This window comes from Nocardia sp. CS682 (assembly GCF_004634405.1).
GTDB classification, from domain to species: domain Bacteria; phylum Actinomycetota; class Actinomycetes; order Mycobacteriales; family Mycobacteriaceae; genus Nocardia; species Nocardia ninae.
Genome location: NZ_CP029710.1, coordinates 6,470,911 through 6,497,109, shown reverse-complemented (window position 1 = coordinate 6,497,109; position 26,199 = coordinate 6,470,911). Strand labels below are relative to the sequence as shown.

Sequence of the window (26,199 nt, the reverse complement as noted above, 5' to 3'; positions counted from 1 at the left end):
GGGTGGTCGGCGAATCACGGAGGTGCAATGTCGATCGTGTCGATCGTGTTGATTGCCTTGGTGGCGTTGTTCTTCGCCGCCATGGGCGTCTACGGGCTACTACGGCCCAGCCAACTCGTCGACCCACTCGGGCTGCTCGCCGACCGCGCGGACGCTCGCGCCGAGGTGCGTGCCGTCTACGGCGGTTTCGGCATCGCCACCGCGGTGATTCTCGGGTTGGCCGCCGCCGACGTCGGCAACCTCAGATTCGGGGCCTGTGTCGCAGTCGCCGCCGCGCTCGGCGGCATGGCGGTCGGCCGGATCTGGTCGGGTTTCGTCGAAAGCCCGTCCGCTTTCTTCCCCGTCTGGTTCTACCTGGTGCTCGAGGTGATCATGGCCGCAATGCTCGTACTCGCCGTCACGCTCGACCCCTAGCCATCTGGTCGGTCGCTATAATTGGCGCGCTGGACAGCACGACCAATGTCGGCCATGGTGGAACCCACTGCCTCCGTAGCTCAGTTGGATAGAGCAAGGGCCTTCTAATCCCTAGGTCGCAGGTTCGATTCCTGCCGGGGGCGCTTTCCCGCTCTGACCTGGATGTATTCCGGGTCAGAGCGGGAATACCCATCCAGCACAACGCTCAAACACCTAGGGATTGTCGCGAGTAGACTTCGTCCATGGGGCAGGATCTCGATGACCTAGACGAGCTGCTGGAGGATTTCACCAGCGAGTTGCGGCAGACCAACAAGTCCAAGGGCACGATCGACACCTACCGCCGGGACATCGGCTACTTCCGCAAGTTTCTGGTACGCAAGGAGTTGCCGACCACCTCAGCCTCGCTGACCAAGCCGATCATCGGCGCCTACGTCGAAGACACCCTGACCCGCCCCAATCAGCGCACCGGCCGTCCGATCACCCCGGAGTTCGCGCACCGGCAGTACCGCAGTCTCCAGCAGTTCTGCAAATACCTTGTGCGCGAGGAGATCCTGGACGCCGACCCGTTCCTGAAGATGATCCCACCGACCGTGCCCGACAAGCCGACCCCCGTTCCCGCGGTCGATGCGCTGCGCAAGCTACTGGCCGAGTGCGGCGGAACGACCTTCGAGGACCGGCGCGACACTGCCCTGATTCGCCTGTTCGCCGACACGGGTGTGCGCAATGGCGAGATGGCGCCGCTGGACCTCGACGCCCTCGACTTCGCCGAGAACACCGTGCTGGTGCTGGGCAAGGGTCGCCGGCCCCGGACCGCGCCGTTCGGGGACAAGACACGCACCGCGATCCGGCGCTACCTCCGCGTCCGCGCTCGGCACCCCTTCGCGGTGAACGACAACCCGGCACTGTGGCTGGGCAGCCGCGGTCGCATGACCGCATCGGGAATCCAGCAGATGCTCGAACGCCGCGCCCAGGCCGCCGGCATCGGGCACATCCATCCACACCTGTTCCGCCACTACTTCGCCCACAACTGGCTGGCCAACGGCGGACAGGAACAAGATCTGATGATGCTGGCGGGCTGGCGATCCCGGCAGATGCTCGGCCGGTACGGTGCGTCCGTCGCTACCGAGCGGGCCAAAGATGCCCACCGCCGCGCGAGGCTCGGCGACCAGCTGTGAATTATGAGATCAAAAACTCTGAAAGCTGCGCTGACCAGCCAATACCCTAGTCGAGGACGAGCAAGAAACTAGAATACATTGCTGTCGAAAACAGCCTAAACGATCTTGATCGGGCGGTTCAAGGTCAGGTGGAATGGCCAGATGCTCGTAGGCCGCCAGATTGGCAGGCTACATATCGGTTGACACGGAGGCCGTCTGCGCGTCGGGTGCCGACCTTCCTCAACAGCGCCCAATGTCCGATTTCCTGACCTCCGATAAGTGGGCGAAAGCAGTCGGTTACACGGGTCAGATAGCGATGGCGGGGTTCCGCTTTGCAGCGCAACCCCGCCATCGCTATCGCTCAGCCCTTGGATGAACGGGGATCATTGCCCGGCGGAATGGTGTCCTGACGTCCGATGGTGCCATCGAGGCGGCGCACCTGAAGCTCCCCTCCACCGTCATTGCTGAGAATTTCGCGGGCACGATCGATGCCAGCCGCTTGAGTCGGCACCACCGCGCTGGCACGGTCGGCGCCTGGCACACGGACCTCCCAGTCGCCGTCATCACGCTTCTGAACGATTCGCTTGTTCGTCATGAATCCTCCTGGAGGAATTGAGCTTCCGCCCATTCAGGATCGCGAACGCGAACGCATCCGAGGTCAACCATATGGTCTGACGTCGAGTGCCCTACCATCGAAAGAGTCTGGCCAAAGACAATCCGAGGTCCTGCCCGAGTTCACGCTCTGGCAGGGCCTCGGCGTTTACTGCGGGGATTGCTATCCCTGCCCCGTCCGGTTGAGAACGGTCCCTCCATCATAGATCTTGGGGGTGACAAGTCCGTGCAGCACAACACGTTGTGCCCAGCCGTACCTGACCTGCTCTCCCGCAGCCTGATCACGGAATACGCCGGCCGCGATCGTAGTGACTAGCTGTCGTCGCCCCCACCAAGCGAGATAGTCATGCGCAACGCTTGCGGGATATTTCGGCGGTGGTGATGCCCCGATCGATGTCCGGCTCACACTTCAGTGCCGGAAAGAGGCCAGCGCGAGGCGCATTTTCCTTCGTCATGACCAATTCGACGCGACGAACCACGCCAGGCGGTTCCAGCCAAACCGGATGACACGTGCGGACATTCCCCCCGCCTCTGCAATCGGCCCGATGATCTGACTTCCGTACGGGCGAGTGAAGGCCGCCTACGGCGTCACTACGTGATGGCTACGCCACCCTTAACTAGCCCTAGCCCTAGCCCTAGCGTCAGCGCAGAGATGACCTGTATGAGGAAGTAAGTTGAAGAGCAGTCGGCGCGGAGGCGTAAACCACGGGGTTCAATCACGAGACACTGTGGGTCGTCACAGCCACTACGATTGTTCGCCACGTTCGATTTCCTCAAGGCGCTGTGACTCAATGCGTTTCGTCGGTAGATGCTTTGTCAAGTCAATCGGCGTTGGGCTCAACCCTAGTTCCTTCACCGCTGTTAATGACAACAGGTGGTCTTTGAGATCCGAATCCTGTACCCGATCTATCAGACTGGTTGCCCGCTCGAACGCGACATCGCTTTGAATATCTTCCCGCACCTGATCCGCCCGTTCGGTTACATGCGTACGAGCCTTGTATGCGTGCAAAGCGAACGCCCCACCTCCCCCCGCCACAACAAGACCCGACAACGTTGCGACCACTGGTGTGTAGTCCAAGTTCGGGTCACCAGCATGTGTCAGTAGCATCACTGCGCCCCAGATCGTCACTCCCGCCCCCGCAGCAGTGAATACCATCGCCAACAGGAACGCGATATTCGCCTGGAGGATCGAATGCCCGAGGAACCGGAAATAGATCGCCTGCCGCTTCTCCGCCAGCGTCTCCCCTGAAGCCTGCGAAGTAGCACCTACCTGCTCGATGATGTTGATCTGCTGGTTGCCCCCCACGACAACATTCTGAACAGGCCGTCGTCGACCCACGATCCGAGCATGGGCATCGACCCACTCGCCGATATCTTTTACATCCAATGCCTCAAGAAGCGGCATCAAACGCGTCGCAGAAGGCAAAGACACCCCTCTCATATAGGAAGCGATCAGCCCCCGAGGGATTTCGGTCTGTTCGGACAGTTGCCGAAGACTCGTGCCGCGAATCCGAATCGCCGCGTTGACCAGCATGCCGAACTGCTCCACCGAGTTTGCCGCCCGGAGCAGGGCCGGATCAATCGACCCCCGAACCTCGTCCGCGCCGCCCATACTTTCTCCTCAACTAGAGTGATACGCGACACATCGTAGGTGGAGACGGGTGCGTTACCTCAGACGGGTCGAGGACGACTGAGTACCACGGGGACCGCAACCAGGCGAGGACACCGGAAACTGCCACAGCCTGGCCTCCGAAACAGAAGGCCGATGCCGGACCTTATAGTTGGAAATGCGAAATCGGCGTGGGAAAGATTCACCCGACGACGACACATCTGACGACAACGGCGACGATACCCCCGGCATCACCGCCAAGATCCACTGACGACAATCGTTGCTATTTGCCCTGTTCAGGGCCTTATTCTGACCATCAGCGTGTGGAGTCGTCATCAGGCAGTGCGGCAGAATCGCACACATGAGCGAACAATCGCGGGAGTACGTCGTCGGCGACCGAGTGACACGGTGGGCCGATCCCGACGGCCGCGGCATCGCTCCCGAACACCCCGATGCGGTCCAACGTATTGGCACCATCACCGCAGTGCATCACCATCCAAACCGGTGGGCAGGTCGTCGCCTACCTCGTCTCCTGCCGAGGTGGAGTCAGCGGAACCTACATCGCGACAGTCCGGCCCGACCACAGGCACCAGCTCACCCTCGCCTAGCTCTAAAACTGACATCGCGGAGGTCCTGGTGGAGGACACTTGTGCACAGCGCGCCACGGGAGGTTCAGCGATGCCCAAGATTGGTGGCAAAGCGGAGTACGGCCAAGCATGCGATATGTGTTCGGTGCCGGTGGAAGGCGGAGGTGGCAGGCTTGGTGGCGAACCGGGTTCCTGGACCGTTACGTGTGGTCGATGCCAGCACATCGAAAGTCTGACCGGAATACACGGACACACTGACGCGCCACTACCCGCGGTGCGGATCGATAAACCGCCGAACAAGGTTCACCCGATCGAACTGTGGGCAGTCGGCCTGACTCGTAACTGCCGAGCCTGCGGCAACGAAACGATCTGTATTGCGGGCTTTTACCCGTGCATGCCTGCTATCGGCTATCGCCTGCTTCTCTTGACCGGCACCGAGACCTCATGGAGGCTCGCGAAACACCTACTCGGACAATCACAGTCAGGTAGGCAGATCGCCGCCACCATCGACCACCACCCTACCGCCAGTGGCGAGGGGACAACCTTGTCCGGTGGCTGCCCGGATTGTGGCAGCGTCTACGACAGCGTCTGCGATGAACCGACGGTCCACGCAGATGTTGTCGAGCGTCGTTTGCACGCATTGGATCTGATTGCGTCGGCACCCTGTTCGGTTGTGAAGTGGCACCGAGCGTTGTACGACCCCTCACGGCGGTTCATACGTATCTGATCGACCGACATGTATGACCACTGGGGTCAGAGCGCGATCAGCAGTATCAGCAGAATGACCACCGTGATTCCGAGGGCTGCGGCGAACCCAGACACGGTGTGTACGACGCGAGTTTCCTTCGACATTTCAGACAGTCGCTGATTTGTCCGTCAGTTGAACGACCAAGCGGGCGGCGTTGACCGCTTAAGAGACAACAGGATTCGGACTGATTGCTGCCCCAATCATCGAGGCGGTGGCTGGCCCGCCTGCATCGGCGGCTGGCCGACTTCCTCGCTACCTTTTGACCGGCGGCGTCCGGGGTTCCGGTCAGAGGTCGAGGCTGGATTGGAGTTGGTTGGTGGTTGCGGCGCGGGATTGGTCTTGGGTCTGCAGGGTGGTCGCTGTGGTGTTGAGCGATTCTGAGAGTTCGGCGAGTTGCCGTTGCAGCGTGGCGCGGCGGTCGTCGAGGTAGTCGGTGAATCGGCTGAAAGCGGTCGCCGCGGTGTCGCGCCATCCGTCGCGGCTGTCGGTGATTGCTTGATCGGTAACGCGCAGGGTGGTGCCCGCGGTGTCGTAGAGCCCGTTCAACCGGCCGGCGGCCTGCCGGAGTATGGCCGGATCGACCGAGACAGAATCCCCCATCGACGGTGCCTCCCCAAGAATTCGGTGCGATTGCCGTTACGATACCCACAGTCGTATGCAGTCCCGACTTCCGTGGGGGATCTTGGTCGATGTTGCTACCGGACATTCGCTGGTGGAACGAGCTGGCGCTGGAGATGCTCGAGACCTCGTTGTCTCGGCGCCTCACCACGGTGGGCGACGTTGTCGATCAGCTGGCCGATATCGGCAAACTGCCCGGTTGGCAAGGCGATGCGGCGGTGGCCGCGCGCCGCAGCTTCGCCGTCACCGCCGACCAGCTGATCGATGAGGCCGCCACCCTCGGCGCGGTCCGGGAATTGACCACCCAGACCAGGGAAGCCGTCACCCATCTCAAACAAACCCTCGCCGCCCTTGAACAGACCGCGGCGGCGAACGGCCTCGAAATCTGGGACGCCGGACACGTCACCATCGCCGAGCGGCCCAACGCGCCCGACCCCGCGCAGGTCGAGTCCCTGCGGCTGGAACTGCAGGACGCGGTACACGCGGTGATGAAACAGGCCGACGACATCGACGCAGACGCCGCCGCGGTCCTGAATCGCGCCGCCGACGGCGCGATCGATGACAAAGGCGCCACCGACGTCACCGCGGCCTCTGCCGCCGGCGCCACCCAAGGTGGCCTCACCGCGCCCGCACCGCCGGAAAATGGGACACCGCAACAGAACAAAGAATATTGGGACGCGATGGACGAGCGGCAACGCCGCGAAGTCATCGCACAGCATCCCGAATGGATCGGTAACCGCGACGGCATCCCGTCGGCAGCCCGGCACGAAGCCAACGTCAACCGCATCGACGACGAACGCACCCGGCTCACCCGCGAACGCGACGTCCTGCAAGAACAACTGAAAGACGCCCCCGACGGCTCCCGCTACCCCAACGCCCCCGACCCCTACGCCGGCGACAAGCAGAAACTCGCCCAGGTCGAGGCGAAACTGAAGGACCTCGATACCGTCGAATCCCTCCTCAAAGACCATCCGCTCGACCCCGCCAACCCGGACAAGGGCGCGCGGCTGCTGCTGCTGGACATGCAGTCAGGAGACAAGGCGATGGCGGCGATCGCGGTCGGCGATCCAGACAACGCCGATCATGTGTCGGTGGCCGTGCCCGGGGTATCGACGACGGTGCAGTCGTTGGATGGGATGACGCGAGAGGCGGAAGCGGTGCAGCGGGAAGCCGAGAAACAACTGCGACTAGCCGGGCGACCCGACGAACGCGTGGCCTCGATCGCGTGGCTCGGCTACGAACCGCCGCCCGACCTCGGGCTGGACGCGGTGAGTTCGGAACGAGCCAAGGACGGCGCGCCGAAGCTGGCGAACTTCTTCGACGGCCTCGACGTCGCCTCCAACAAACCGGACCCGCACATCACGGCTCTGGGTCACTCCTACGGCTCCTACACCACAGCGCTCGCGCTGCAGGAACACGGCCGCACCCAGCCCGTCGACGACGTGGTGTTCTACGGCTCACCCGGCATCAACGCCAACGACGAACCCGACCTGGGCTTGCCGCAAGGCCACGGCTATGTGATGCGCGCACCGGACGATCCGATCTCGCTGGCCGACGGCTTCGGACGATTCGGTCCCGATCCAGTCACCACCAAGCTCGAGCAGCTCTCCGTCGGCGAGGCCACCACCACTGATGGGGTTCGTCGCGAAGACTCCAACGGTCACGCCGAATACCCACGACCCAGCGGCAACGGCGAGCTCCGCACCGGTGGATACAACATGGCCGTCGTCGTCGCCGGACTACCCGAACTGGTGGTGCGTTGAGATGACGACCGGCACACGACTGTTCGCGGTGATCGTCTGCGCGACGATCCTGACTGGATGTGGAGACAGGGTGAACGATCCCGACCGCCCGCCGTCCCAACAAGACATCGCACACGCCGAGGCCAAAATGCAAACCTGGCCCTCGGTCGAAGCCACCGAACGCCAACTCGCGACCCTGCTCCAGCAGATCGCGGACGCAGCGAAAACCGTTGCACCCGGCCTCGATTGGCGCACCATCGCCGACCGCGGTCAAGGCACACTCGGCTGTCCCTCCCCGTACTTGGAAACCGACGGCGTGTCGATGACGACCGACACCCTCACCTCGCCGGTGCCGATCACCGACAGCGAATGGCCCGCCGTACTGCAGATCGCCCGCGACATCGCAGCGAAGGACGGCATCACCTCACTCACCGTGCGAACCGACGTACCCGGACGCCACGACGTCACACTCCACTCGCCCGATCACGGCAACGAAATCACCCTCGGTACCGCCCAGGCGGCACTGCTGGCAGGTCTGACCGGCTGCCGATACCGCGAAGAAGACCTGCACAAGCAACCAGGGAACTGACAGCAGGCAGATCATCGCGACCGGGGCACCCACGGGATCCGACTCGTGTATTAGGTGAGCCAAGACATTGCCACCGCAGAGGAGACATCACACGACGACCTGTCCGGCCTGGACGAGCTGGAGCAGGCTCGTCCAGTTTTCACGGCGCGATCCACCGCCGCGAGCGAACCGTCGGCCCGCCCGTCTGTTTCTCCACAATCCGATTGGCGGATCACAGCGCAGTCCCGTCTTGATCGAATCGTCTGCGGATCATCTACGAACGCTTGCGCGTCCGTAGATGATCCGCAACCTGATCCGAAGTCGAGCGGCTCGATGTCCGATCGCTGTCCACCGAAGTATCTGCGGACCTCAGCGGCGTTCTCGGATCGATCGCTCGCGGCGAGCTTTCGAGTCGCGGTGACGACGACGAGCCGGTGGCCGCCGCGGCGGAGCCGGTCGGCGACGGACTTGCCGGCGAGGTGGTGGCCCTAGTGTGTCGCGAACGACCTTGCGGGCGTCTTCACGTCGATCCGGGTCCTTGTGTGCGACTGCGAAGAACCCTGCCCATAGCCGCAGCAGCCCGTTGTAGTGCACTTCCGCCGTACGCCCCGACCGGCGGCCGGATCGGACCCGCAACCAAGCAATCCCACACGCCACGAGTGCTCCGCCGCCAGCGAACAGCTCAATCATCAGTCGGTCTCCCACTTCGATCGTTGAGGCGACGGGAGGAGACTACGAAGAGAGTTGACCGAATTTTTCGGTCCGCATTCGCCCTGGTCAGCGTAATTCCGCCCCTCACGCCTGGAACTGATGGGGCAGCAATGGTCGGCACGCTCGCCGAACTTCGTTACAGTCATTGGGTTCCTGATTGTTTCTTTGGGTGAGACATCCGGACATTGGCTGCCCGGCCTGTTGGCGCAGGTCGGCGCAGCACCCTCCAGCACCCCGCGAAGGGCGCTGTCGAGGCTCAACAAGTGGATCACAAAGTGAACAGGTGCTTTTTAACGCCGAACACCGATGTCAGCGGCGGATTTTTACACCGCCTTCCTCGGCCTGCCCCGTTTTCCGGGTGACGCAGACGCAAGGCCGAGCTTGATAAGGGTCGCGCGTTCCACCAGGGGCCGAAGCCGCCTGTCTTGCGCCGCCAAGTGTCGTAGGACTTTGTCGATGGCCTTTTCGTAGGTGCTGCGTTGCGCACCTGCGGTACCTACCTTCCACACGGCGTCCTTGCCTAGTGTGGTGAGGACCAATGTGTTCTCGAAGAACTCGTGCACGCGTACGGTATTTCCGTCGACTTCAACTTCGCGGAGCGCATCACGCCGCCAGGGGATTGACTCAGCCATCACGTCCACCACGAGCTCGGGCGAGACACCCGCGACGCGGGCCGCTGCCAGAGCGGTAGCGACGGTGTAGAGACCGCTGGCTGCACCGTGTACGAAATCTTCCTTGAACGTGCTGATGGTCGACTCACCTGTGGCCACTTCTCGCCATCCCGGCATGTTCCTGTAGGCATAGTCGATCGTGGCGACGACCTCGTCTCCGACGGAGGTCAGGGCTGCGGCTTCGTCTAGGCCATTACGCAGTTGCCGCTGCTCGACGATGGCGCGGAGAATGTTCTCGCGTTGCTCGGGTGTGCGGTCTCGGACACCGACGCCAGCAATATTCGCAGCGGTGTTGCGGACGGCAGCGGCAGTGTAGAGCGGATCGAAACTTTGGCCTTTCTCTTTCGCCAATGCCCTGGCCGCCTTGGTGCTCAGGTATACGGACGAATCCTTGAAAAGGTCCGACTTCGACATCACATAAGACCCGAGCCGATTCGGCAGACTCGTCTTGTCCATGACCGCGATCAGTGATGGACTGATCGGCTTTGTACTGGCCATCTGGACAAAGATCGTGGACAGTACGTCCGGATCGTCCTCGAGGAGCATCTCGATGGTGACGCTGGCCTCGGCAAGCCGCTTCCGCGCCTCGAGCAGGCGTGGGTCTGCATCGTCCGCAAGGTCTCGTACCTGCCGCCAGGCCGCAGCGATCGCCATGTTGCGATGCTGGCCATCTTCGATCACAGGATTCTCTGCATCGCCGTAGACGGTCAGCTTGACCAAGTCTGCGCCCATCCCGACGGGGATCACCGGTTCGATGGTCACCTGGTCGCGTGGCATCGCCACAGTCAGCATTCCCAGAAACGGTCGTTCCGTCTCAAGCAGGAACGCTTCGATCTTCTTCCAGTGTGCGTCGGCCATATCGCGGTTGCCGGCCCGTTGGCTCTCGACATCGAAGTTGCGACGCTCGAGCAGACGATCGAAGTTGATGTTCTCGCCGATTTCTTTCATCGTGGCCGCGAAGACGATCTTCTCCATCTTGCCGGCCCAAGTGCGAATCCCGTTCTTCTGCAGCTTGATTGGCGGTCCGATCCAACCGCGCAGGGTGTCGATGTCGACGTTCGGTGCCAGCTCCACGCCTTCGCCATCGTCGCTCATGTCGTCCTCGTTGTCGCGCTTGTGGGGTTCCGCGCCAACGTGGACCGCAGGCACATCGGGAGACTGTATTCCGCCGGCCTATATGAAGTCAATACGCCAGGCGCGCCTGGCAAAAAGGGCCGGCGGATTTTGTCAGCGACCTCCGGTCGAGGCTTTCAGGCATCGCCTCGGCAACAGCCGGACACGGTGCACGTGCCTATCTTGCCAGTGCGCAAGAGCTTTGGTGCTGAAGTTCGTGCGCGCGTCTTCGGCTCGAAATTGCGCAGGAGGCTACGCCTCGGCTATCGCGGAGTCCAAGATCGCGGAGCGCACAGAGGCGTGGCGGCGATGTCCGAATCGTCTATATCCGGTTGCCGTGGCCGGTAGATCCCGCACTTAGCCGCGTTGTCATGTCGGGAGGGACCAGGGGGCGACCGCCCCGAATCCGGGGCAAGGCGCCCGAGGTTCTCGTTCAGGACCTTGACCGAAGTCAGCCGACGGACACCCAATTGTTCTGGAGGCCAACAAAGTCCCACCTATATGTTGGCCGTCCTCGAACGTGGACGCATCACCGCGACCTGCTGAGTCGGTGACCAGTTCCGAATCCAACTGGCTAGACCCAAGCAGACGTGACTTCCTGATGGTGGTCAGCTAACGCTTCCGTGTAAGGGCCTGGAGATATCGAAACATCTTGAAGGCCAGCGTAATCCGGGTAGCCCTTCAGGGCAGGTGCCACGACAACCTTCATCGTCGTCGGATCCACGGCTATAAGGCCGGCGTCGAAGAGGCTATGGATGTCAGCCCTCAGCAACAGTCCCTCATCCGGATCGTGGGTTCCGTGCGTGGCGAATGCGCGCAAGTGAGCGGCCTGAAGAGCCTTGGCTGGACACGGTCCGGTGACTGCGCACACCAACCCGTCACGTTGTAGAAGAGATTCACGAAACTTGTCCTGCCCTTTGCGAACCCGAACTAGTGCAGTCCGGTGGCCCCCAGCAGGTGGACACTTCTTCTCCTGCGGTACAGCAGGGACCGAGACCGAGACACGATCCAGCAGCTTCTCCAAGCCTTGAACATCGCAGCGTCGGATCGCATTCTGCTTTGACCGGTCCAGTAGGAGCTCAAGGTCCGCAGCTGGCACAGCGCCGTCGAGGGCCTGCCATTCAGCACCGTAGCTCGCAACGTACAAGGTCACCGGATCATCGACCGTGAGGGGAACGTCGAACTCGTGGCGACACCCCTCGTGCCGGCATAGATAGACGGTCGGTTTGCCACTCTTTCTGTGCGAGAGATCCGCCTTGCTGCACTTCGGGCACTTGAACCGCACCTTCGTGCCCTTCTCCTTGGAGATGCCGTCGACGCGCGATACGCCGTAGACGAAGTTGGTATCCCGAAGCACGACAAGGTGTCCACCATCGACCTGGAGATGATTGGCCACCCCGCTGTCATAGGCATAGTGCGAGCCCAAGGCGTCGGGATAACCCTCGTTACTCACCCAAGAGCGGCCCTCCATCTTGGTCAACAACGACCATGCCCTGTCCTCAGCCACTCCGCCGTCCTCCGATCTACGCCAAGATGGTGCGTTAATCGTACGGACAGGGACCGACACATTCCCCGGACCATCGGCAGCCCGAAGCGTGAGAACGCTCTAGACGCGGCCCCGGCAGCCGCAGCTGCGAACCAGCACCGTCCACTCGCATGCAGTGCCTCGGGCTGTCCTTGCGCTTTCCGCCCCAGCTCGGTAAGTCGCCGTTGTCGCGATACGCGCCCACCTCGACCGTTACGTCACCACCTCTGCCACCCACGTCTACCCAACGGCCGCCGCTTCGCCGGACTTCACCACCCACCCGACTGCGTACCCAACGCAACATCCGCACCCAACCCAGCCACCCACCCAACTCTCTTTTGATCTTTTCTTCTCTTCTTCCGTACCCAAAACCCTCCTCACCTCTACTACTTACTTAGGTTCCTGGTCCGGTTCCCGGGGCACACTTCATGCGCCCGCAGGGTGTATGAAGTGTGCCCCGGGAACCGGACCAGGAACCGACCCCATTTGCCCAGCTCAAGGAGGGTTTTGGGTACGGACAGCAGGGTATGGACAGCAGTCCATACCCAAACAGTCCGCACCTTCCGCGCGGGTCGGCGAGCCTGCCGAGTCCTGACACTCCGGGGTCTTGAGCGACTGCGGGCCGCAGCGCAAAATCGAATACCGAGGACGAGCGTCCGCGTTATTCTTTCTGTACGGAAACTCTCGCACTCCTGGCAGGGGCGCCGTGGTCAGGATCGGGAGTGCGGTAGTCCCTACCTCGTGCCTGAGCGGGCGCGAAGGCGTCGACCGTCAGGGGGCTGCGGTGTCAAAAGGAACGACCTCTGGTCTGTTGGATGAGGTCCGAGCACAGTCGGTCTTCAAGCACGAGATTTTAGACAGCTACATCATCCGATTCGTGACGATGACAGGCCGACGTGCTGGGCGTGCAGTTCTGCTGGATGGGTTCGCTGGCCGCGGCCGCTACCCAGATGGCAAACCCGCCTCCGGTGAGCGGATGCTCTTAGCAGCGAAAAAGTCGAAAAACACGCTCGATGTCGAGGTTGTTCTGGTAGAGAAGCAGCAGTCGCTCTATCGACACCTCGCGGAGGTGACGGAGGAATACCGTGCGGAAGGCATCACCGCAGACGCTTACCGCGGTGAAGTCCAGGATCATCTCGGCGGGGTGATCAGCCGGGCACAGGGTGCACCGTTGTTCCTGTTCCTCGATCCGTGTGGCCGAAACTTAGCGTTCGACGTCTTGTCTTCTGCGCTGCGGAGACGCCGGCGGGCTTGGCCGCCGACGGAGGCGCTGCTAAACATCAACGCCGATCTGATCCGTCGCGCCGCCGGCGTCGCACGCAAGGAACTCGCCGATCATGCGGCTCTGGACTGCGTTGACGTGATGTGTGGCGGGGACTGGTGGCGTCAGCTGGCGCTTGATGCCCACTCAGCTTCGCATTCGGCCACATGGGAGTCCGCAGCAGAGGCCGTCGTTCACGAATACGCGCGTCGGCTGGGGCTGACAACCGGGATGAGGTCGGTTGTGGTGCCGGTACGGCGCAAGCAACATCATCAGCCCGTCTACCACCTGGTGTTCCTGACTCGCAGCGAGTACGGAAGGTGGGTATTTGGTGACGCGGTGGCCGCCGCGCGGCAAGCTTGGCTGGGCGCATTGGGACCCTCGGACGAGGAGGTGGCCGACATGCTGTTCGACACGGTCGAGTGCCAGATCGACGCCGAGCAAGACGGTGCACTACGCGCCATTACAAATAATCTGATCGCGCTGGCCACCGCCGGGCCGAGAGTGAAGCTGGTCGACCACACTATGGCGGTGTTCGGCGACAACTATTACGGCGTTGCGCAGGAGCGGTTGGTACGCATCGCGGCGCGTGAACTGAGCAAATCAGGGCGTATCGAGCTCGACGCGAGTGCGAAGCAGCCACGTGATTGGGTTATCGGCCCTGTCCAGCAGCCATAGGCACTGTAGGCATCTGATCCCAGAGTTCCCCATCCAGCTTGCGGCCCAACGCTTTTGGCGTCCGGCCACCCCATTGCTTGAAGAAGAACGGCACGTCCGCCTCGTGGCATGCGTCGCGGATGCCGCGCACCCAGTCCGGATCCATCAACCGATGATTGGGCCCGGATTCGCCACCGGCGATCACCCAGCCGACCCCATCGAGTACGAGTCCGTCCAGCGGGCCAAGCAGGGGTTCACACGATAGGAACCGCACTGCTGCCGGTACGTGGCGAAGATGGTCGATTCGATCGAAATGGTCTGCGTTCTCCACTGATACACCCATCCAAACGTTCGCCGGCCAATCGAGTCGATCGGCCATGCGCTGCAACCGAAGTGAGCGTTTGGTGAGAATCTGGTAGGTGTGCTGCGGCGTCTCGCGCATCACGTCGAACACGTCACGGACGAACCCCGCTGGAACCTTTGCGTGAAACAGGTCAGACATGCTGTTGACGAAGACGACTCGCGGAGCGCGCCATCGTCGCGGAACATCAAGGGCGCCTTGGTGAATCGTTACACCAAACCCTGGGCCGGACGTGCGCGGATCGCCATCGGTTTGGTATTTCGCGGCACCCATCGCTTTGAGGCGCTTCGCCAGCGTCATCGCGTAGCAGTTGTCGCAGCCAATCGACACCCGGTCGCATCCAGTTACTGGATTCCAGGTGGCCTCGGTCCACTCGATACTCGATTTATCTGCCACGACACCTCCCTCTGGTTGTTCAATGTGTCCTCAAGATTCGTTACTCCCTCTGCTGGCGGATCGAATCAATCGAAACCCGTGATCCGATCCGCCGCACAGTCAACCAGGAAGTCGATCACTGGAAGCAGCGACCGTGAACCATAGCCCAATGAAATCGGGGCTGGTCGTGTGCGCCTCCAGGGACGCACATCGCTACTACTCCTTCGTGGTCGTGGGAGTGGTTCCTCCGGCAATAAGCCGGAAGCCGCTGTGTTCGTCGTCGCCTGCGCTGTTGCGGTCGGCGTGTGTTGCGTTGCGACTGTTGCGGTCATCGTCGGTGGTGGCGCTCTCGGCAACGATGCGCGAGACGGTGGAGTAGTGCAGGCCGAATGCTTCGCCGACTTCGCGGGTGGATCTCACTTGCCGGTACATCGCCCGGATTCGGGCGTTGCGGTCGGTGTCGTCGCTGCCGTCGCGTGGGGTGTCGGCTGCTGTTGCAGCGGTGTCGCGCCCCGGCGCGGTGACGGTTGCCGGTGTTGCGGTGTTGTCGGTGGGTATGGACTCTGACAGCAGCGCGAATCCGGAGATGACCATCAGTCCGTCGAGCACGATGGGGCCGACCGCGGCTCCGACTTGCCCGTATCCCCAGTTGGTGAGGACGTCGTGGACGTGGCCGTAGGAGATGATCGCCGACCCCAGAGCGACGCTGCCAGCCCCGATGTAGCGGGCGACGATCCAGCCGAGTCCGCGACGCCATCGCGTGCGGGACAGGACTTCGACCGAGAGCAGCAGTCCGATCGGCCACACTGCCGACCCGATTTGGGGTGCAACGCCTGGGTGCCAGCCGGGCGGCATGGTGGCGGCGGGCAACCAGGTGTGCAGCCAGTTCGCGGCGACCGACAGGACCGCGCCGAAGGTGAACCCGGCCCATGCAACACTGCGCCCGCCGGTGGGTGCAATGCCATCGCGATGTCCCGACTGTGGACGGCGCGCTGTGCGACGCTGCGGTGCAACAGTATTGGGTGTTGCGCCGTTGTGACGCCAGCGCGCGACACCCACTCGAGTGCCTGTTGCGCTCATCGCTCGAACTCCCACTCCGGGCCGTTGTCGGCGCGGTCCCATTGCCGTCGGTACGCGCTGATTTCGCGCTGGTGCCGCTCGCAGTCCTCGCCGTGGCCGGTCTCGTTGTCGGCAGGATTGCCCTCGTAGGGTCCGCGGTCAGTGACGCGTTGGTTGCATGATGTGCAGGTCCAACAGGCGTTGTTGTCGCCCCATCCGTAGCGTTCTGGTGGGGCGACTCGCTGGAATGCCTCGACGGCCGGTTCGGAGACTTCGTCCCGGTCGATGCCGAATGCGTCGGCGATGTCGTCCCAGCTATGGCCTTGCCCGCGGGCTTTGCAGGCGTACTCGTCGGTCATGCTGTGAGCGATTCGGTTCACCCAGTCGGCGGCTTCGATGGCGTGCAGATAGTCGACCGGGACGTCCTGATCGCCGTAGTTATAGCCCGTCAGCCGCGAAATGTACGGCTCCTCGGTGATCGCGGTATCGCCGTGCTCGTCGCGGATTCGGGCAAACACGGCCTTCTCCAGTCGGCGCCTGAGCTCCCATGCGTTCATTAGGCCACCTCCTTATTCGAGCGTTCCGGCGTGAACTCATCGAGGGACTCGGCCAGGTCGGCACGTAGTGCAACGGCCTGGCTGTAGGGCAGGTGGACTGAGACGTCGCTGCCGAATCGAACGATCACGAGCTGTTCACCGTCCTCAGCACGCCAATACTTGGCGGACGCCTTGCCGAACAGGCTCACCGATACGTACGACCGATTCCGTTCGCTGCTCATTACTCCCCCTCGCCGGTTGTGCTCGACTGCGTCGCAATCGGTTCCGCCGTGGTGCCGCAGGTCTCCGGTGGCGTGTAGGTGGCGGTGTAGTACTTGGGTGGGCGGAAGTTCACGTTCGCCGGGGCGCCGACACTGCTGAAGGAGATCCGCAAGAATGCGTCCACGGCGGGCTCGCGGGCGCCGACGTCGAGGATTGCTTCGAGGATCGCATCGCGGATTCCGGAGCGCATCCACAGTTTGCGCAGTCCCGGGCCGACGCGGCGTGTAGTGCCATCGGTTTGCAGGATCAGGACCGGGACCATCATCGGGGCGCCAGTACGGCGATCGAACGCGGGTTTCTTGGTCACCCAGTCTTTTTCCTGCTCCTCTTCGATGCGGATGATGAACCCGGACACCTCGGTACCGATGGGGTCGCTGCCAGCAAAGGCGGGCTTGATCTTCGGGTTCATCGCCGCGTGCATCGTCTTAGCGGTTGCCCGGCTCCTGCGGGCGACGCGCGGGCCGGCGGTCTTGACGGTCATACGGGGCTTCCCTTCGTGAAAGTTGGTGCGCGCCTTAGTACTCGCTGTATCCGGCGTCGACGTCGCGGCGGTGGACTCGGTGATCTGGTACTCGCGGCGCAGCTCGGTGGCCTTGGCGCGGTAGTTGGCCGCTTGCGCCGTGTCGGCGAGGCTGTCGGCGGCGGCGGTGAGCCGATCGGCGAGAGCGGCGGCAGCGTCGGGTGTCATCGGTCGAACCCGTCGCCGATATCGGTACGGTGCGCGCCGTTGCCCGGTGTGTTTGCCATTTCCGGTCGGCTCATAGACACCTTCGGCCGCTGCGGCCCGGTCGGCCTGACATTGTGGGCGTTGATCCGCTGGTCGGGCGGCGTCATCGCGATGACCTTGGCCACCGCCTCGTCGCGTTCCTGGGTTCGTTGCCCGGCCAGTGCGACCGCTTCGTCGCGTTCGGTGGTGAGCTGGTTAACCTGCGTGGTCAGTTTGACGTGGTCGGCTCGTAGTGCCGACAGGTCATCGACCGCGGTCCGCCGCGCCATATCGACCTGTTGATACCTCCGACTGAGGTCGTCCACCTTGCGTGCGAGTGCGTCGTATTCGGCCCGGCTCGGCGCGGTATCGCGCTCCGGTGCAGCTGGTTCCGTCCTCGGCCGGTCGGGATGAGATTCGGTGCCGCGTTCCGGTGTGGCTTCGGCGCGTTCGACACCGGTGCGCCACTGGGTGACCTCGTCCATGACGAATTGCGTTCTGCCCGTGGCGATATAGGCCGGTTCGACCTGATTGTTTTCCCAGCTCGCTGCGGTCACGGTGGTGTCAGGTGATACGTCCAAGGTTCGCAGTGTGTGCTTGACCCACTGCTCCGCCTCAGCGGCCGTGGAATGCAGTCCACGTGCGCTGCTCACCTGAGGGCTTCCGGGCGTCCGGTAGCGGATCGTGGTCTCCCACCGGTACGGCTCGTTGGTCTCCGCAGTTTGTGCCCGCTTCTGGTCCTCACCGATGCCGGCTGTCTCGCTCCTCCCGTGAGGCAGTCTTGTAGGCGTCTGGGGCCGCACGGACTGTCCGCGCTCGTTTATGGCTCCGATGACTTTGGCGGGGTGGCCGTCGTCGCGGTGGAGCACACGGGTTCCGGAGGCAGTGCGGTCGGCGATGAGCAGCCGCAAGTTCGTAGCCGCCGTCGAGTCCGCGTTGTGCAGTTCCCGGCCTATCCGGGCCATGAGGGCCTGTTCGGTGGGGGCCGAATACAAGGCAGGGCGCACCCAGCCGTCGGGGTAATCCCATTCCAGCAACCCGATGAAGCGGTCTTCTGTCGTGGTCCGGCCGGTTTTCGTCGTCCCGGTCTCGGAGTCCTCGTGTTGCTGGCCGAGCTGGTTCAGGTCGGTGGCGGACCTCTCAACCGTCGACCGCTGCGCGCGTTCGGCGGTGGCAGCTGGCCGTTCGATGCCCGCGGCTTCCCGGGCTCGCGCGACCTGTGCCCGGTAGCGTAGGGCCTCAATGCCTTTCACTTTGTGCGACCGGTTGAACAGGCGACCGGGCTCGAATGCGGGGAAGGTCGTCGCGGCATCGAGGCCATCGATAGCGATGCCCTGCTCAATGGGGGTCAGATGCGGGTCACGCAGAATATGCGCTTGCATATCGGTGCGGTGTCGTGCCAGGGCTTGCGCGTCCCGGTACCGCCGATCGTGGTCGACTGTCGGGTTGTCGGCTCGCTCGGCGACGGCCAGCGAATGCGCCCGGTACCGGTCGACGGCCTGGTTGGCCCAGAGCAGGTGATGGGCGCGTGCAGCATCCTGCGTCTTGAGTTCGACCCGCCACGCCTGGGTGATTTCCTTGCGGATCTTGCGACGCTCGAGCCAGCTTGCGGCTTGGGCGTAGCGCCGCAGGGTCGCAGACATCGCGGATACGAATTGCCGTGCTTCGCTGATGATTTCGTCTTCAGGGCTGTTATCGGGCATGGTCAGATCTCCTTTGTCAATAGTGGGGATGGGGACGTTGCGGGCGTCGGTGCCCACACGCGGCCGTCGGTCTTCGGCCTGCGAATTTGGGGTGCGACCACCCGTTGCTTTGAAGAGGGAGGGGGACGTCACCGCACACCGCGGCGCCGGTTGACGACGATCTCGCGGATGCCGGGGCGACCGCGGGTTGTCCACACGGTGTAGGCGATCCAGCCCGTCCCGTACACGGCGATCGCGGCGGCGACGGCGATCCCTGCCGCGGTGGCCAGAACGACGGCGCCGATCACGCCAGCGCTGGTGAGCGCTGTCCGCCACCAGGTGGTGATGAACTCGCGTACGGCGAGTGCGGTTCGTACGGCGGGGTCGTCAGCGTCGATGCTGTCGCTGGTCTTGTACAGGTCGACCGCGCCCGGGCCGGCGGCGATGACTGCGGTTCGGCCGTGTTCACCTGTCAGGCCGATGTCGAGGTCGAGGTCACCGAACATGGCGCGTAGCTGGCTGGCGGTGGGGGTCGGCACGGTGATGTCGTCGCGGCGTGCGGGTAGCCGGTCGGGCTGCTCGTCGGGTTCGTCGGGAGTGGCTGCGTCGTAGTCTTTTTCGATGCTCATGCGGGGTCTCCTTGTCCGTGGATGAGGGCCGACCAGACGGTGCGGGCACGTCCTTTGCCGCGGCCGCCGCTGGTGTGGTTGATCGGTTCGGAAGCCAGCAGCGGTATCGCTTTCGCGTCCAGGCGGGCGACGCGACCCCAGCGGGCAATGCCTGCGTTGACGTGGACGCAGTCGCCGGGTTCGATGCGGCGCAACAGGTTCGGGTCGACTAAAAAGCTGTCCTGCATCCGCACGGACCCTTCGCTGCCGTGTTTGCCGTCGAGGGTGTGGCGTGAGGGTTCGATGGCGCGGCGGGTGCCGAAGTTCTTGAGGATGTCGTCAGCACCTTCGGAGCGGCACGCGATCACCCCGCCGGCGCAGCCCTTGATGGTGCGGGCGGCTTCGCGATCGGTTGGGGCGATCGACTCGAAGGAGTGGTAGCCCAGGATCAGGGCGACGTCTTGGGAGCGCAGGGCTTCGGCGGCGTCGTAGACGTTGGCGTCCACGCGGGAGAGTTCGTCAATCGTGCAGGTGATGACATGGCCGTGTTTGGTCGCGGCGGTCTGTTCGACCATCGCGATCAATGCGTTCATCTGCGCGGACGCGACCGACTTGTTCGCGGTGCCGGGCACGGTGACGAACCAGTACTGCTTGTCCAGCAGGCTGGTGTCGCCGTCGAATGCGTCCCCGAGCTCACGGAACAGGTTGCTGAACCGGGCGGTTTCGGCGGGCAGGACAGGTTGTTTGCCTTCGACCATGGCCTGCACCGCGTACAGCTCCCGCAGGTACGCTTTCGGCGCACCGCTCGCGTCCGCATCATTGGCGGCGGTGGCGTCCTCGGCGGATTCGACCGTTTCGACACCGGGTTCGGCTTCGAGCAGATTCCCACCCCAGGCGTGCCACAGCCACGGTTGATCGAAGCGGGCCAGGAACTCCTGGGAGTTGGTCGGCGGGTTCTCCCCCGGCCCCAACTCCTTGTCCGGGTCGGGGGCGTCCACGATCAAATGCACCAGGGAGATACGCATCTGCTCGAAGAACGCCTGCCCGGCATCGGTGGCCTTCTCAGTCGGGCACAGCTTCTCCAGCACGTACCGCAGCTGACATACCGGCATCCGGAACAGGGCAAGCTTGGTTTCGGGGAACATCGCGATCTTGCTGGGATGCATCCCAGTCGCGAGGATCGCCTCGCGCTGCTCGGCCCATACCCGCATGTCCTCGTGGCCGCCCTTGCAGGAGGCGTTGATGGTCAGCGGCCGTTTCGGGGTGACCCGCAACAAGGTTCGCAGCCAGGGCCGCATTCGTGCGGCCTGGAGGTAGCGCAGCTGCGCGGCCACATGGACCGCGATCACCAGCCGCGACAGCAGCGTGGTCTTGCCCGAGCCGGGGCCGCCGACGACCATCAGGTGTTTGCGGATATCGGCGTAGGCGAGCTTGAACAGGGTGTCGAACGTTGCCACCAGCTCCGCGGCCGCGCTCTTGCCCTGCTGGCCAATCTCCTCGGCGAGACGGCCGAGCACGATCCACCGTTCGGGGCGAATCCAGCCGGTCACCACCGTCAACGGGGTCGGGGTCGACGCCAGCTCGCGCGCCATCCGCAGTTTGGCGTTGGTGCGGCGCCGCTGCGCGCGTTCGGTCGCGGCGACCGAGCGTTTGCCGATCGTGGCGACCCGTACCGAACACCGCGCCCACAGGATCGCCGCCACCACCAACGCCGCCGGGACGACCGTGATCGCCAGCGCGGCGACACCCGCTTGGATCTCACCGTCGGTGAGGCGGCTGGCGCCGTCGAGCAGCAGCCGCAGCGGTTCACGCCAATCCCATTGCGCGACAACGGTCACCACGGGGAGCACCGTCGACGCGACGGCGAAGTTGCGGACCCGTCGCGCGTCCCACCCCAACCGTGCCGCGCTCACCCACGCGACTCCGACCACGGTCGCCATCGCACCGAGGGTCACTGCGGTTGCGGCCAGGATCTCCCCGATCTGCGCCCACATGTGCGAGTCGTCGGTGCTGGCGGTGCCGGTTGTGCCTCTGAGGCCCGGGTGCTGGTGGGTGTCCATCCACTCCACGACCCGCTCCCCCACTCCTCGACGCGTGTCGTCCGGTGCCGGTGTGGGCGGTGTCGAGGGGCAATCGGTCGGAGTAAGCACGGGCGTGCAATTCGGTTGCGGCACAACCCGATCCGCATACGGCGCGATGCCTGCGGGGGCTGGTGCGGTGGGCCCGCAGTCGGTCGGGGTGATGATCGGCGTACACGCCGGGGACTGAGAAAACAGGTAAGGGTTCATGAAACGGCCTCCTCTGGGCCAGCACTGCTTGCAGGAAGTTCGATGCTTCGGCGGGCGATCACCGCACTGAGGCGGCGCAACCGGATCCCCGGTGAGCGGGGCAGTTTCTTGGCGCGAATGAGTTCCTTGATCGCGCTGTCCAGGGCATTGCCGATCCGGTCGGTCGCGTACACGTACAACAGTCCGTGACCGTTTTGCAGGGTTCGGTAGGCGGCCAGGACGCTGATAAGCAGCCGCGCGGACGGGGTTTTGAGTGTCAGTTCGACCTCGACGGCCCACCAGCGTTCGCCGTCGAAGTAGCGGCCGTCGTGCACGTGCGGGCGTGCCGAGAACTGCGACAGCAGAGAGGCTTGCCCTGCTGCGAACAGCCCGGGTGTTTTGCGGGCGGCTTCGCGCAGCAGCAGCCGTTCAGGCACCCACACACCGGTCTCCAGCCCGACCAACGCGGCACGGACCCGCGACACCTCACCCTTGTGAGTGAGGTTGGTGGAGCGCGGAACCCACGCTGATGCCTCATAACCCAGACAGCGGGTCGCGGTCCCCTGAGTAGCCCACACCCACGTCACCGCTCGGTCTTTTCCGCGGGGACGCAGCGAATCCGAATGCACCGCGCCGAAGTCGTCGCGCCACTTCTCCATCAACTTGTAGGTGCGGGAACGCCGGGTGCCCAGCAGAAGCATCAGCGTGGCGAAATCGGCGATCCACTGCTCGGAGAGGAACTTGGCCACCAACTCGTCACGCGGGGTCCAGCGCCGTCGGCGTCGCGCGTTCACCGCGACCACTCCCAGTCCGACTGCGACCGTCCGGGCTGCTCCAGCGCGCAACGTCCGCCCGCGCTGGCGAGGATGCGCTCCACTGAGCGCTGGGTGAGGTGCAGCCGCTCGGCGGCGAGTTTGGCCGTGGCACCTTGACGGATCTCAGCGAGCACCGCTGCCTGGCGTTCGGCGGTGCGTACCTTCAAATTCGGTCCGCTGCGCCGACACCGGATCGGTTTCGCCTCCGGGTCATCGATGGCGTCCTCGTCCCACTGGAACGGCAGCGCCCACCCTCGTGTCAGAGCGTCCTGGCGTGCCTCTTGTGAGGGTCCGGGCGTCATCTGCAACCGGTCGAACAATGTGGCGACCTGCCGGTGAAGATCGGCCGGAATTTCTCGCCGCGCCAGCGACTCACCCCGAGGGGGACGCGCGGTCAGTGCCTGCATGTCCGAAACCGCGACGCCGAGCTCCCCGGCAAGATGATCGTGCGGGTAACCGAATGCCACCAGCGCCCGTGAGCGGCGCACCGCACCGATGGCGGGCACCTGCGTGTTATCACTGAGGACATCGCGTCCGTCGGTGCGGTGAATAGTGCTGGCGCGGTCGGGTGTTGAGGTGTTCATCGGTCCAGCTCCCATCCCTGGTCTTGATGTCGAACCGTGTTCAGATGCCGGGCCGGTGCGCTCACTGGGCGCAGGCGCAGCACCTTCGGTGTGGGCTGCTCGTCGGCCAGCTGCGCTGTTTTCCCCAGCGCGGCAGTGATGGCGGTGAATCGTCCGCCGCTGTCCTGGTCGTGGCAGGAACGCAGCCGGAGCAGCCCGTCGCGGTCGTGGCTGCCCTCGACGGTCCAACCGGCCCGGAACAGTGCTTGCTCGGCGTGCTGGAACCGGACGAGCGCGTCTTGCCGGGCAAGATGGTCGGCGTCGACGGCATCCAGCGCGGCAGCGTCGACCTGATGGCGGGTGACCACACCGTCCGGGCCTGCCTGGTGATACACCCGCTTGGCGGCGTCGAATGCCGCTGTAGCCGTGTCGGCGCGCTCGCGGGCAGCCTGGACGATCTCGGCCCCCAACTCCGGCAACGAGCGTTCCAATGCGCCCGCCAGTTCCTCGCGGCCCTCGCCGCGAGCCTGCGCGACACGGGCCACCGTGCGGTCATACCGGCCCAGCAGCGTCGCGACGTGCTGGTCGACGCCGGTGTAGTCCTCCCAACGCGCGTCGGCACCAAGCAGATACGGACGCTGCCTATCGGCCTCCCGCGACAGCCGCAACAACCGCGGTGCGGCCGCCTGCATGGCCGGTCCACCCGCGCTGCCGGGCCGCAACTGCTGCGACAGAAGCCGATACTGCGACCATGTCTCCCGCAACTCGGCGACCAGCGCCACCACCTTGTCAGCGTCCGACCCGCCTGATGGCGGGAAGGAATGCAGCGCGGTCATCTCTCGAACTCCCACTGCTGCGACGGTGGGCAAGCTTGTCCCGCCATCGCCGGGCGGTGCGCCGGTGCCTGGCCGGCCTGCGTCGGCTCGCCTGACCCGGTCACTCCCGTGCGGTCGTGATGGGCGCGTGGCTGCCCGTAGCGGTCTATCACCGCCGCCGGAGTCAACCGCTCGTGCGGCGCTGACAGTGAATGCAGCTGCTCACGGTCCAACGCGTCATCGAGCGCAACAGCGAGTTGCCTGATCTGCTGGTCCTTGTCCGCTAGCTGGCCTCGCAACTGCGTCACCTCCCGGCGCAGCACACCGGAATCGCTGTGGGGCAGACGCAAACCCAGGTGTGGCAGGTGAATGCTCATCGGTCCCACCCCTGCTCCCACTGCGGTCCCGGATCGCCGACCTGTTCGGCGTCAGCGCGGTCGAACCCGTGCCGCTCCCACACCCGCAACTGCCGCTCGTGGTTGGCCTTCGCGAGCGCAGCCCGTTGTGCCGGGGATGCTTCACGCTTAGGCGCGGCCAGATCGGTCCGGAACAGGTAAGCGGCGTTCCGGGGCGGCCCACCATGCGGGCGAGGCTGCACCAGGTAAGCCGCGTAGTCCTGACCATTGGGCCGCAACCGCATTGCCCGCAACTGCCGACGCGTTACCAAACCCGCTGGTGCGGTCCGCCATTCATACGTCGGCAACCCGAACCGCTCACCGGTCGGATCAGGCAGATCGCGACGCTGCACGTCCTTCGGGCCGATCATGACCGGGCCAGCCCGTCATCAATATCGAGACTGCGTGCCAGCTCCCGAATCCGCAGAAGTTCCGCGTCGACCGCGGCAATGGTCCGCCGCAGTGCCGAGACCGCTTCGACCGCACTGAGTGCGGTGGCGTCGGGATCGGAGACACCCTCAGCCGACCAGTACAGCGAGTCAACCGATAAGCCCCCAGCGGCCGAGGGCAGTGCGCGGAAACGGCTCTCGATCTCTCGCAACTTGATATCGAGTTCAGGGGTGCTGTTGAGCGCGATCGTGATGTCCGCCAACAGGTACCGCAACTGATAACGGTCAGCCATGGCCGACCACCCCCGATTGTGCTGGCGTCGCGGGGACGCACGAACCTGACTGCTGCGCGAGCGAACCCAGCTGCTCGGCGCGGCAGATGTTCGGCAAGGGCGTGTAGTCCTGGTAGTCGATCCAGGCGGCCGTGCAGGCACCCATCCCGATCAGGATCAGCACCGCGAGGGCACCGCCGGCCAGTGGCGCGGGGAGGGCGCCCAACCACCCGTAAACCGCACCGACACCGGTGAACTCCGGGCCCGACATCGCCTCCAGCGTGTGGCTACGACCCCGATCCCGGACCACGGTGTGTACGACCGGCTGGTCGTTCCTCCATGTGCGGGTCATCGATCCCACCCCCGCTCGGGCGACGCGATGTCCGCCTGCTCTGGGTACACCCGGATACGTTCGGCGGTCTCACGGACAGGCTTCAATCCGTACGTGCGGACTCCAGCCATGTCCTTGGCCGTGTCGGCAAGACGGCGCACCGTGCTCTCGATGTTCACGCGACCGAATTCGGGATCACGATGCGGATAGCAATCAAACCGTTCGGCGAACGGTTCCAGCTCCCGGTAGCGGGCCTGCAACGCCAGCACGCGCAAGCGCAGCAGCTCCTGATCACTGGTGATGGCGTCGATCTCGTCCAGCAATTCGGTCGGATCGTTAACCGGCTCCCGCTGTGCTTCCGCGCTCATGGCCGCACCTCCAGCTCCATCAGCTGCTGGTCGACTGCGGTGATGTCGACGGACTTCGCGGCCGCCGAGATGACGACATCGGGCGCCCAGGCGGACATAAAACCCATTGCGTAGTCACGCTGTTCGGCCGTCAGCGACTGCCACGCCACCAGAGCCTGTTGCACGAACGGATCAAGGCCCTCGAACGGATCGGTTGGTGTCGGCACGCTCATCGCCGCACCCCCGGCCGACGGGTGGTACGCCACAACCAGAACACGCCGAGCACGAACAACGTCCCCAGCAACACCGCGGGCTCCGTCAAAGCGACGAAGCCGACCGACACAATCGCGATCACGAAAACCAAAGTGCGAGCGCGCATCACGCCTCACCGCCCCGGTGCCGGTTC

At 64.2% G+C, this 26,199-nt stretch carries 28 protein-coding genes and 1 tRNA gene; 6 read left to right on the top strand and 23 right to left on the bottom strand.

The genetic code is table 11. From position 1 onward, the window contains the following. The first annotated feature begins 27 nt into the window (after nucleotides 1–27). From DMB37_RS29155 to DMB37_RS29145, 3 genes are all read left to right on the top strand, one after another. Nucleotides 28–414 (top strand): DUF4345 family protein, encoded by a 387-nt coding sequence (locus tag DMB37_RS29155; protein WP_135235415.1) that lies wholly within the window; start codon nucleotides 28–30, stop codon nucleotides 412–414. 69 nt (nucleotides 415–483) lie between these two features. Continuing rightward, a tRNA-Arg gene (locus DMB37_RS29150) sits at nucleotides 484–557 on the top strand. A 99-nt stretch (nucleotides 558–656) separates the two neighbouring features. Continuing rightward, nucleotides 657–1,589, top strand: coding sequence for a tyrosine-type recombinase/integrase (locus tag DMB37_RS29145; protein WP_135235414.1), 933 nt, complete (start codon nucleotides 657–659; stop codon nucleotides 1,587–1,589). Between the two features lie 340 nt (nucleotides 1,590–1,929). Here DMB37_RS29145 and DMB37_RS29140 read toward each other — a convergent pair whose 3' ends face one another. From DMB37_RS29140 to DMB37_RS29125, 3 genes are all read right to left on the bottom strand, one after another. Beyond that, nucleotides 1,930–2,163: a DUF2188 domain-containing protein gene (locus DMB37_RS29140; protein WP_135235413.1), complete on the bottom strand. Its 234-nt coding sequence runs from the start codon at nucleotides 2,161–2,163 to the stop codon at nucleotides 1,930–1,932. A 762-nt stretch (nucleotides 2,164–2,925) separates the two neighbouring features. Continuing rightward, nucleotides 2,926–3,792 (bottom strand): helix-turn-helix domain-containing protein, encoded by an 867-nt coding sequence (locus tag DMB37_RS29135; protein ID WP_135235412.1) that lies wholly within the window; start codon nucleotides 3,790–3,792, stop codon nucleotides 2,926–2,928. Between the two features lie 1,617 nt (nucleotides 3,793–5,409). Continuing rightward, on the bottom strand, nucleotides 5,410–5,724 hold the full coding sequence (locus tag DMB37_RS29125; protein ID WP_135235411.1) for a WXG100 family type VII secretion target: 315 nt from the start codon (nucleotides 5,722–5,724) through the stop codon (nucleotides 5,410–5,412). An 89-nt stretch (nucleotides 5,725–5,813) separates the two neighbouring features. Here DMB37_RS29125 and DMB37_RS29120 point away from each other — a divergent pair, with 89 nt between their 5' ends. Both DMB37_RS29120 and DMB37_RS29115 read left to right on the top strand, forming a co-directional pair. Beyond that, nucleotides 5,814–7,505 (top strand): alpha/beta hydrolase, encoded by a 1,692-nt coding sequence (locus tag DMB37_RS29120; protein WP_135235410.1) that lies wholly within the window; start codon nucleotides 5,814–5,816, stop codon nucleotides 7,503–7,505. 70 nt (nucleotides 7,506–7,575) lie between these two features. Next, nucleotides 7,576–8,073 (top strand): LppA family lipoprotein, encoded by a 498-nt coding sequence (locus DMB37_RS29115; RefSeq protein WP_167768970.1) that lies wholly within the window; start codon nucleotides 7,576–7,578, stop codon nucleotides 8,071–8,073. Nucleotides 8,074–9,086: 1,013 nt separating this feature from the next. Here DMB37_RS29115 and DMB37_RS29110 read toward each other — a convergent pair. Then, the gene (locus DMB37_RS29110) at nucleotides 9,087–10,529 is read right to left on the bottom strand and encodes a DNA sulfur modification protein DndB (protein WP_135235408.1); all 1,443 of its coding nucleotides are present in this window, start codon (nucleotides 10,527–10,529) and stop codon (nucleotides 9,087–9,089) included. A 592-nt stretch (nucleotides 10,530–11,121) separates the two neighbouring features. After that, nucleotides 11,122–12,054, bottom strand: coding sequence for an HNH endonuclease (locus DMB37_RS29105; RefSeq protein ID WP_135235407.1), 933 nt, complete (start codon nucleotides 12,052–12,054; stop codon nucleotides 11,122–11,124). 802 nt (nucleotides 12,055–12,856) lie between these two features. Here DMB37_RS29105 and tcmP point away from each other — a divergent pair. Then, nucleotides 12,857–14,011, top strand: a complete 1,155-nt coding sequence (gene tcmP, locus DMB37_RS29100; RefSeq protein ID WP_135235406.1) for a three-Cys-motif partner protein TcmP — start codon at nucleotides 12,857–12,859, stop codon at nucleotides 14,009–14,011. Here the strand turns inward: tcmP and DMB37_RS29095 are convergent. From DMB37_RS29095 to DMB37_RS41735, 18 genes are all read right to left on the bottom strand, one after another. Then, nucleotides 13,986–14,747: a DUF5131 family protein gene (locus DMB37_RS29095; protein WP_135235405.1), complete on the bottom strand. Its 762-nt coding sequence runs from the start codon at nucleotides 14,745–14,747 to the stop codon at nucleotides 13,986–13,988. The genes tcmP and DMB37_RS29095 overlap by 26 nt on opposite strands. A 195-nt stretch (nucleotides 14,748–14,942) precedes the next feature. Further along, a complete protein-coding gene (locus tag DMB37_RS29090) occupies nucleotides 14,943–15,806 on the bottom strand; it encodes a hypothetical protein (RefSeq protein ID WP_135235404.1) in 864 nt (287 codons plus the stop codon). Beyond that, complete coding sequence (locus tag DMB37_RS29085) at nucleotides 15,803–16,342, bottom strand: hypothetical protein (protein WP_135235403.1); 540 nt, start codon at nucleotides 16,340–16,342, stop codon at nucleotides 15,803–15,805. The genes DMB37_RS29090 and DMB37_RS29085 overlap by 4 nt, the downstream gene beginning before the upstream one ends. Further along, nucleotides 16,342–16,563: a hypothetical protein gene (locus tag DMB37_RS29080; protein WP_135235402.1), complete on the bottom strand. Its 222-nt coding sequence runs from the start codon at nucleotides 16,561–16,563 to the stop codon at nucleotides 16,342–16,344. The genes DMB37_RS29085 and DMB37_RS29080 overlap by 1 nt, the downstream gene beginning before the upstream one ends. After that, complete coding sequence (locus DMB37_RS29075; protein WP_135235401.1) at nucleotides 16,563–17,291, bottom strand: hypothetical protein; 729 nt, start codon at nucleotides 17,289–17,291, stop codon at nucleotides 16,563–16,565. Before DMB37_RS29075 ends, DMB37_RS29080 begins: the two co-directional genes overlap by 1 nt. Next, a complete protein-coding gene (locus tag DMB37_RS29070) occupies nucleotides 17,288–19,069 on the bottom strand; it encodes a hypothetical protein (protein WP_135235400.1) in 1,782 nt (593 codons plus the stop codon). Before DMB37_RS29070 ends, DMB37_RS29075 begins: the two co-directional genes overlap by 4 nt. A 71-nt stretch (nucleotides 19,070–19,140) precedes the next feature. After that, the gene (locus DMB37_RS29065; protein WP_135235399.1) at nucleotides 19,141–19,620 is read right to left on the bottom strand and encodes a hypothetical protein; all 480 of its coding nucleotides are present in this window, start codon (nucleotides 19,618–19,620) and stop codon (nucleotides 19,141–19,143) included. Beyond that, nucleotides 19,617–21,668: an ATP-binding protein gene (locus tag DMB37_RS29060; RefSeq protein WP_135235398.1), complete on the bottom strand. Its 2,052-nt coding sequence runs from the start codon at nucleotides 21,666–21,668 to the stop codon at nucleotides 19,617–19,619. The genes DMB37_RS29065 and DMB37_RS29060 overlap by 4 nt, the downstream gene beginning before the upstream one ends. 215 nt (nucleotides 21,669–21,883) lie before the next feature. Next, entirely contained in the window at nucleotides 21,884–22,660 is a 777-nt protein-coding gene (locus DMB37_RS29055) for a hypothetical protein (RefSeq protein WP_135235397.1), read from the bottom strand. Continuing rightward, complete coding sequence (locus DMB37_RS29050) at nucleotides 22,657–23,265, bottom strand: hypothetical protein (protein WP_135235396.1); 609 nt, start codon at nucleotides 23,263–23,265, stop codon at nucleotides 22,657–22,659. Before DMB37_RS29050 ends, DMB37_RS29055 begins: the two co-directional genes overlap by 4 nt. Next, on the bottom strand, nucleotides 23,262–24,080 hold the full coding sequence (locus tag DMB37_RS29045) for a hypothetical protein (RefSeq protein ID WP_135235395.1): 819 nt from the start codon (nucleotides 24,078–24,080) through the stop codon (nucleotides 23,262–23,264). Before DMB37_RS29045 ends, DMB37_RS29050 begins: the two co-directional genes overlap by 4 nt. Beyond that, nucleotides 24,077–24,436, bottom strand: a complete 360-nt coding sequence (locus DMB37_RS29040; RefSeq protein ID WP_135235394.1) for a hypothetical protein — start codon at nucleotides 24,434–24,436, stop codon at nucleotides 24,077–24,079. Before DMB37_RS29040 ends, DMB37_RS29045 begins: the two co-directional genes overlap by 4 nt. Beyond that, nucleotides 24,433–24,825 (bottom strand): RRQRL motif-containing zinc-binding protein, encoded by a 393-nt coding sequence (locus DMB37_RS29035; RefSeq protein WP_135235393.1) that lies wholly within the window; start codon nucleotides 24,823–24,825, stop codon nucleotides 24,433–24,435. Before DMB37_RS29035 ends, DMB37_RS29040 begins: the two co-directional genes overlap by 4 nt. Beyond that, nucleotides 24,822–25,136 (bottom strand): hypothetical protein, encoded by a 315-nt coding sequence (locus DMB37_RS29030; protein ID WP_135235392.1) that lies wholly within the window; start codon nucleotides 25,134–25,136, stop codon nucleotides 24,822–24,824. Before DMB37_RS29030 ends, DMB37_RS29035 begins: the two co-directional genes overlap by 4 nt. After that, on the bottom strand, nucleotides 25,129–25,467 hold the full coding sequence (locus DMB37_RS29025) for a hypothetical protein (protein ID WP_135235391.1): 339 nt from the start codon (nucleotides 25,465–25,467) through the stop codon (nucleotides 25,129–25,131). Before DMB37_RS29025 ends, DMB37_RS29030 begins: the two co-directional genes overlap by 8 nt. Beyond that, on the bottom strand, nucleotides 25,464–25,814 hold the full coding sequence (locus DMB37_RS29020) for a hypothetical protein (protein ID WP_135235390.1): 351 nt from the start codon (nucleotides 25,812–25,814) through the stop codon (nucleotides 25,464–25,466). Before DMB37_RS29020 ends, DMB37_RS29025 begins: the two co-directional genes overlap by 4 nt. Then, nucleotides 25,811–26,026, bottom strand: a complete 216-nt coding sequence (locus tag DMB37_RS29015; protein WP_135235389.1) for a hypothetical protein — start codon at nucleotides 26,024–26,026, stop codon at nucleotides 25,811–25,813. The genes DMB37_RS29020 and DMB37_RS29015 overlap by 4 nt, the downstream gene beginning before the upstream one ends. Continuing rightward, nucleotides 26,023–26,148 carry a hypothetical protein gene (locus tag DMB37_RS41735; protein WP_255508318.1) on the bottom strand — a complete coding sequence of 42 codons (126 nt, stop codon included), beginning with the start codon at nucleotides 26,146–26,148 and terminating at the stop codon, nucleotides 26,023–26,025. Before DMB37_RS41735 ends, DMB37_RS29015 begins: the two co-directional genes overlap by 4 nt. Nucleotides 26,149–26,199: the final 51 nt, after the last annotated feature.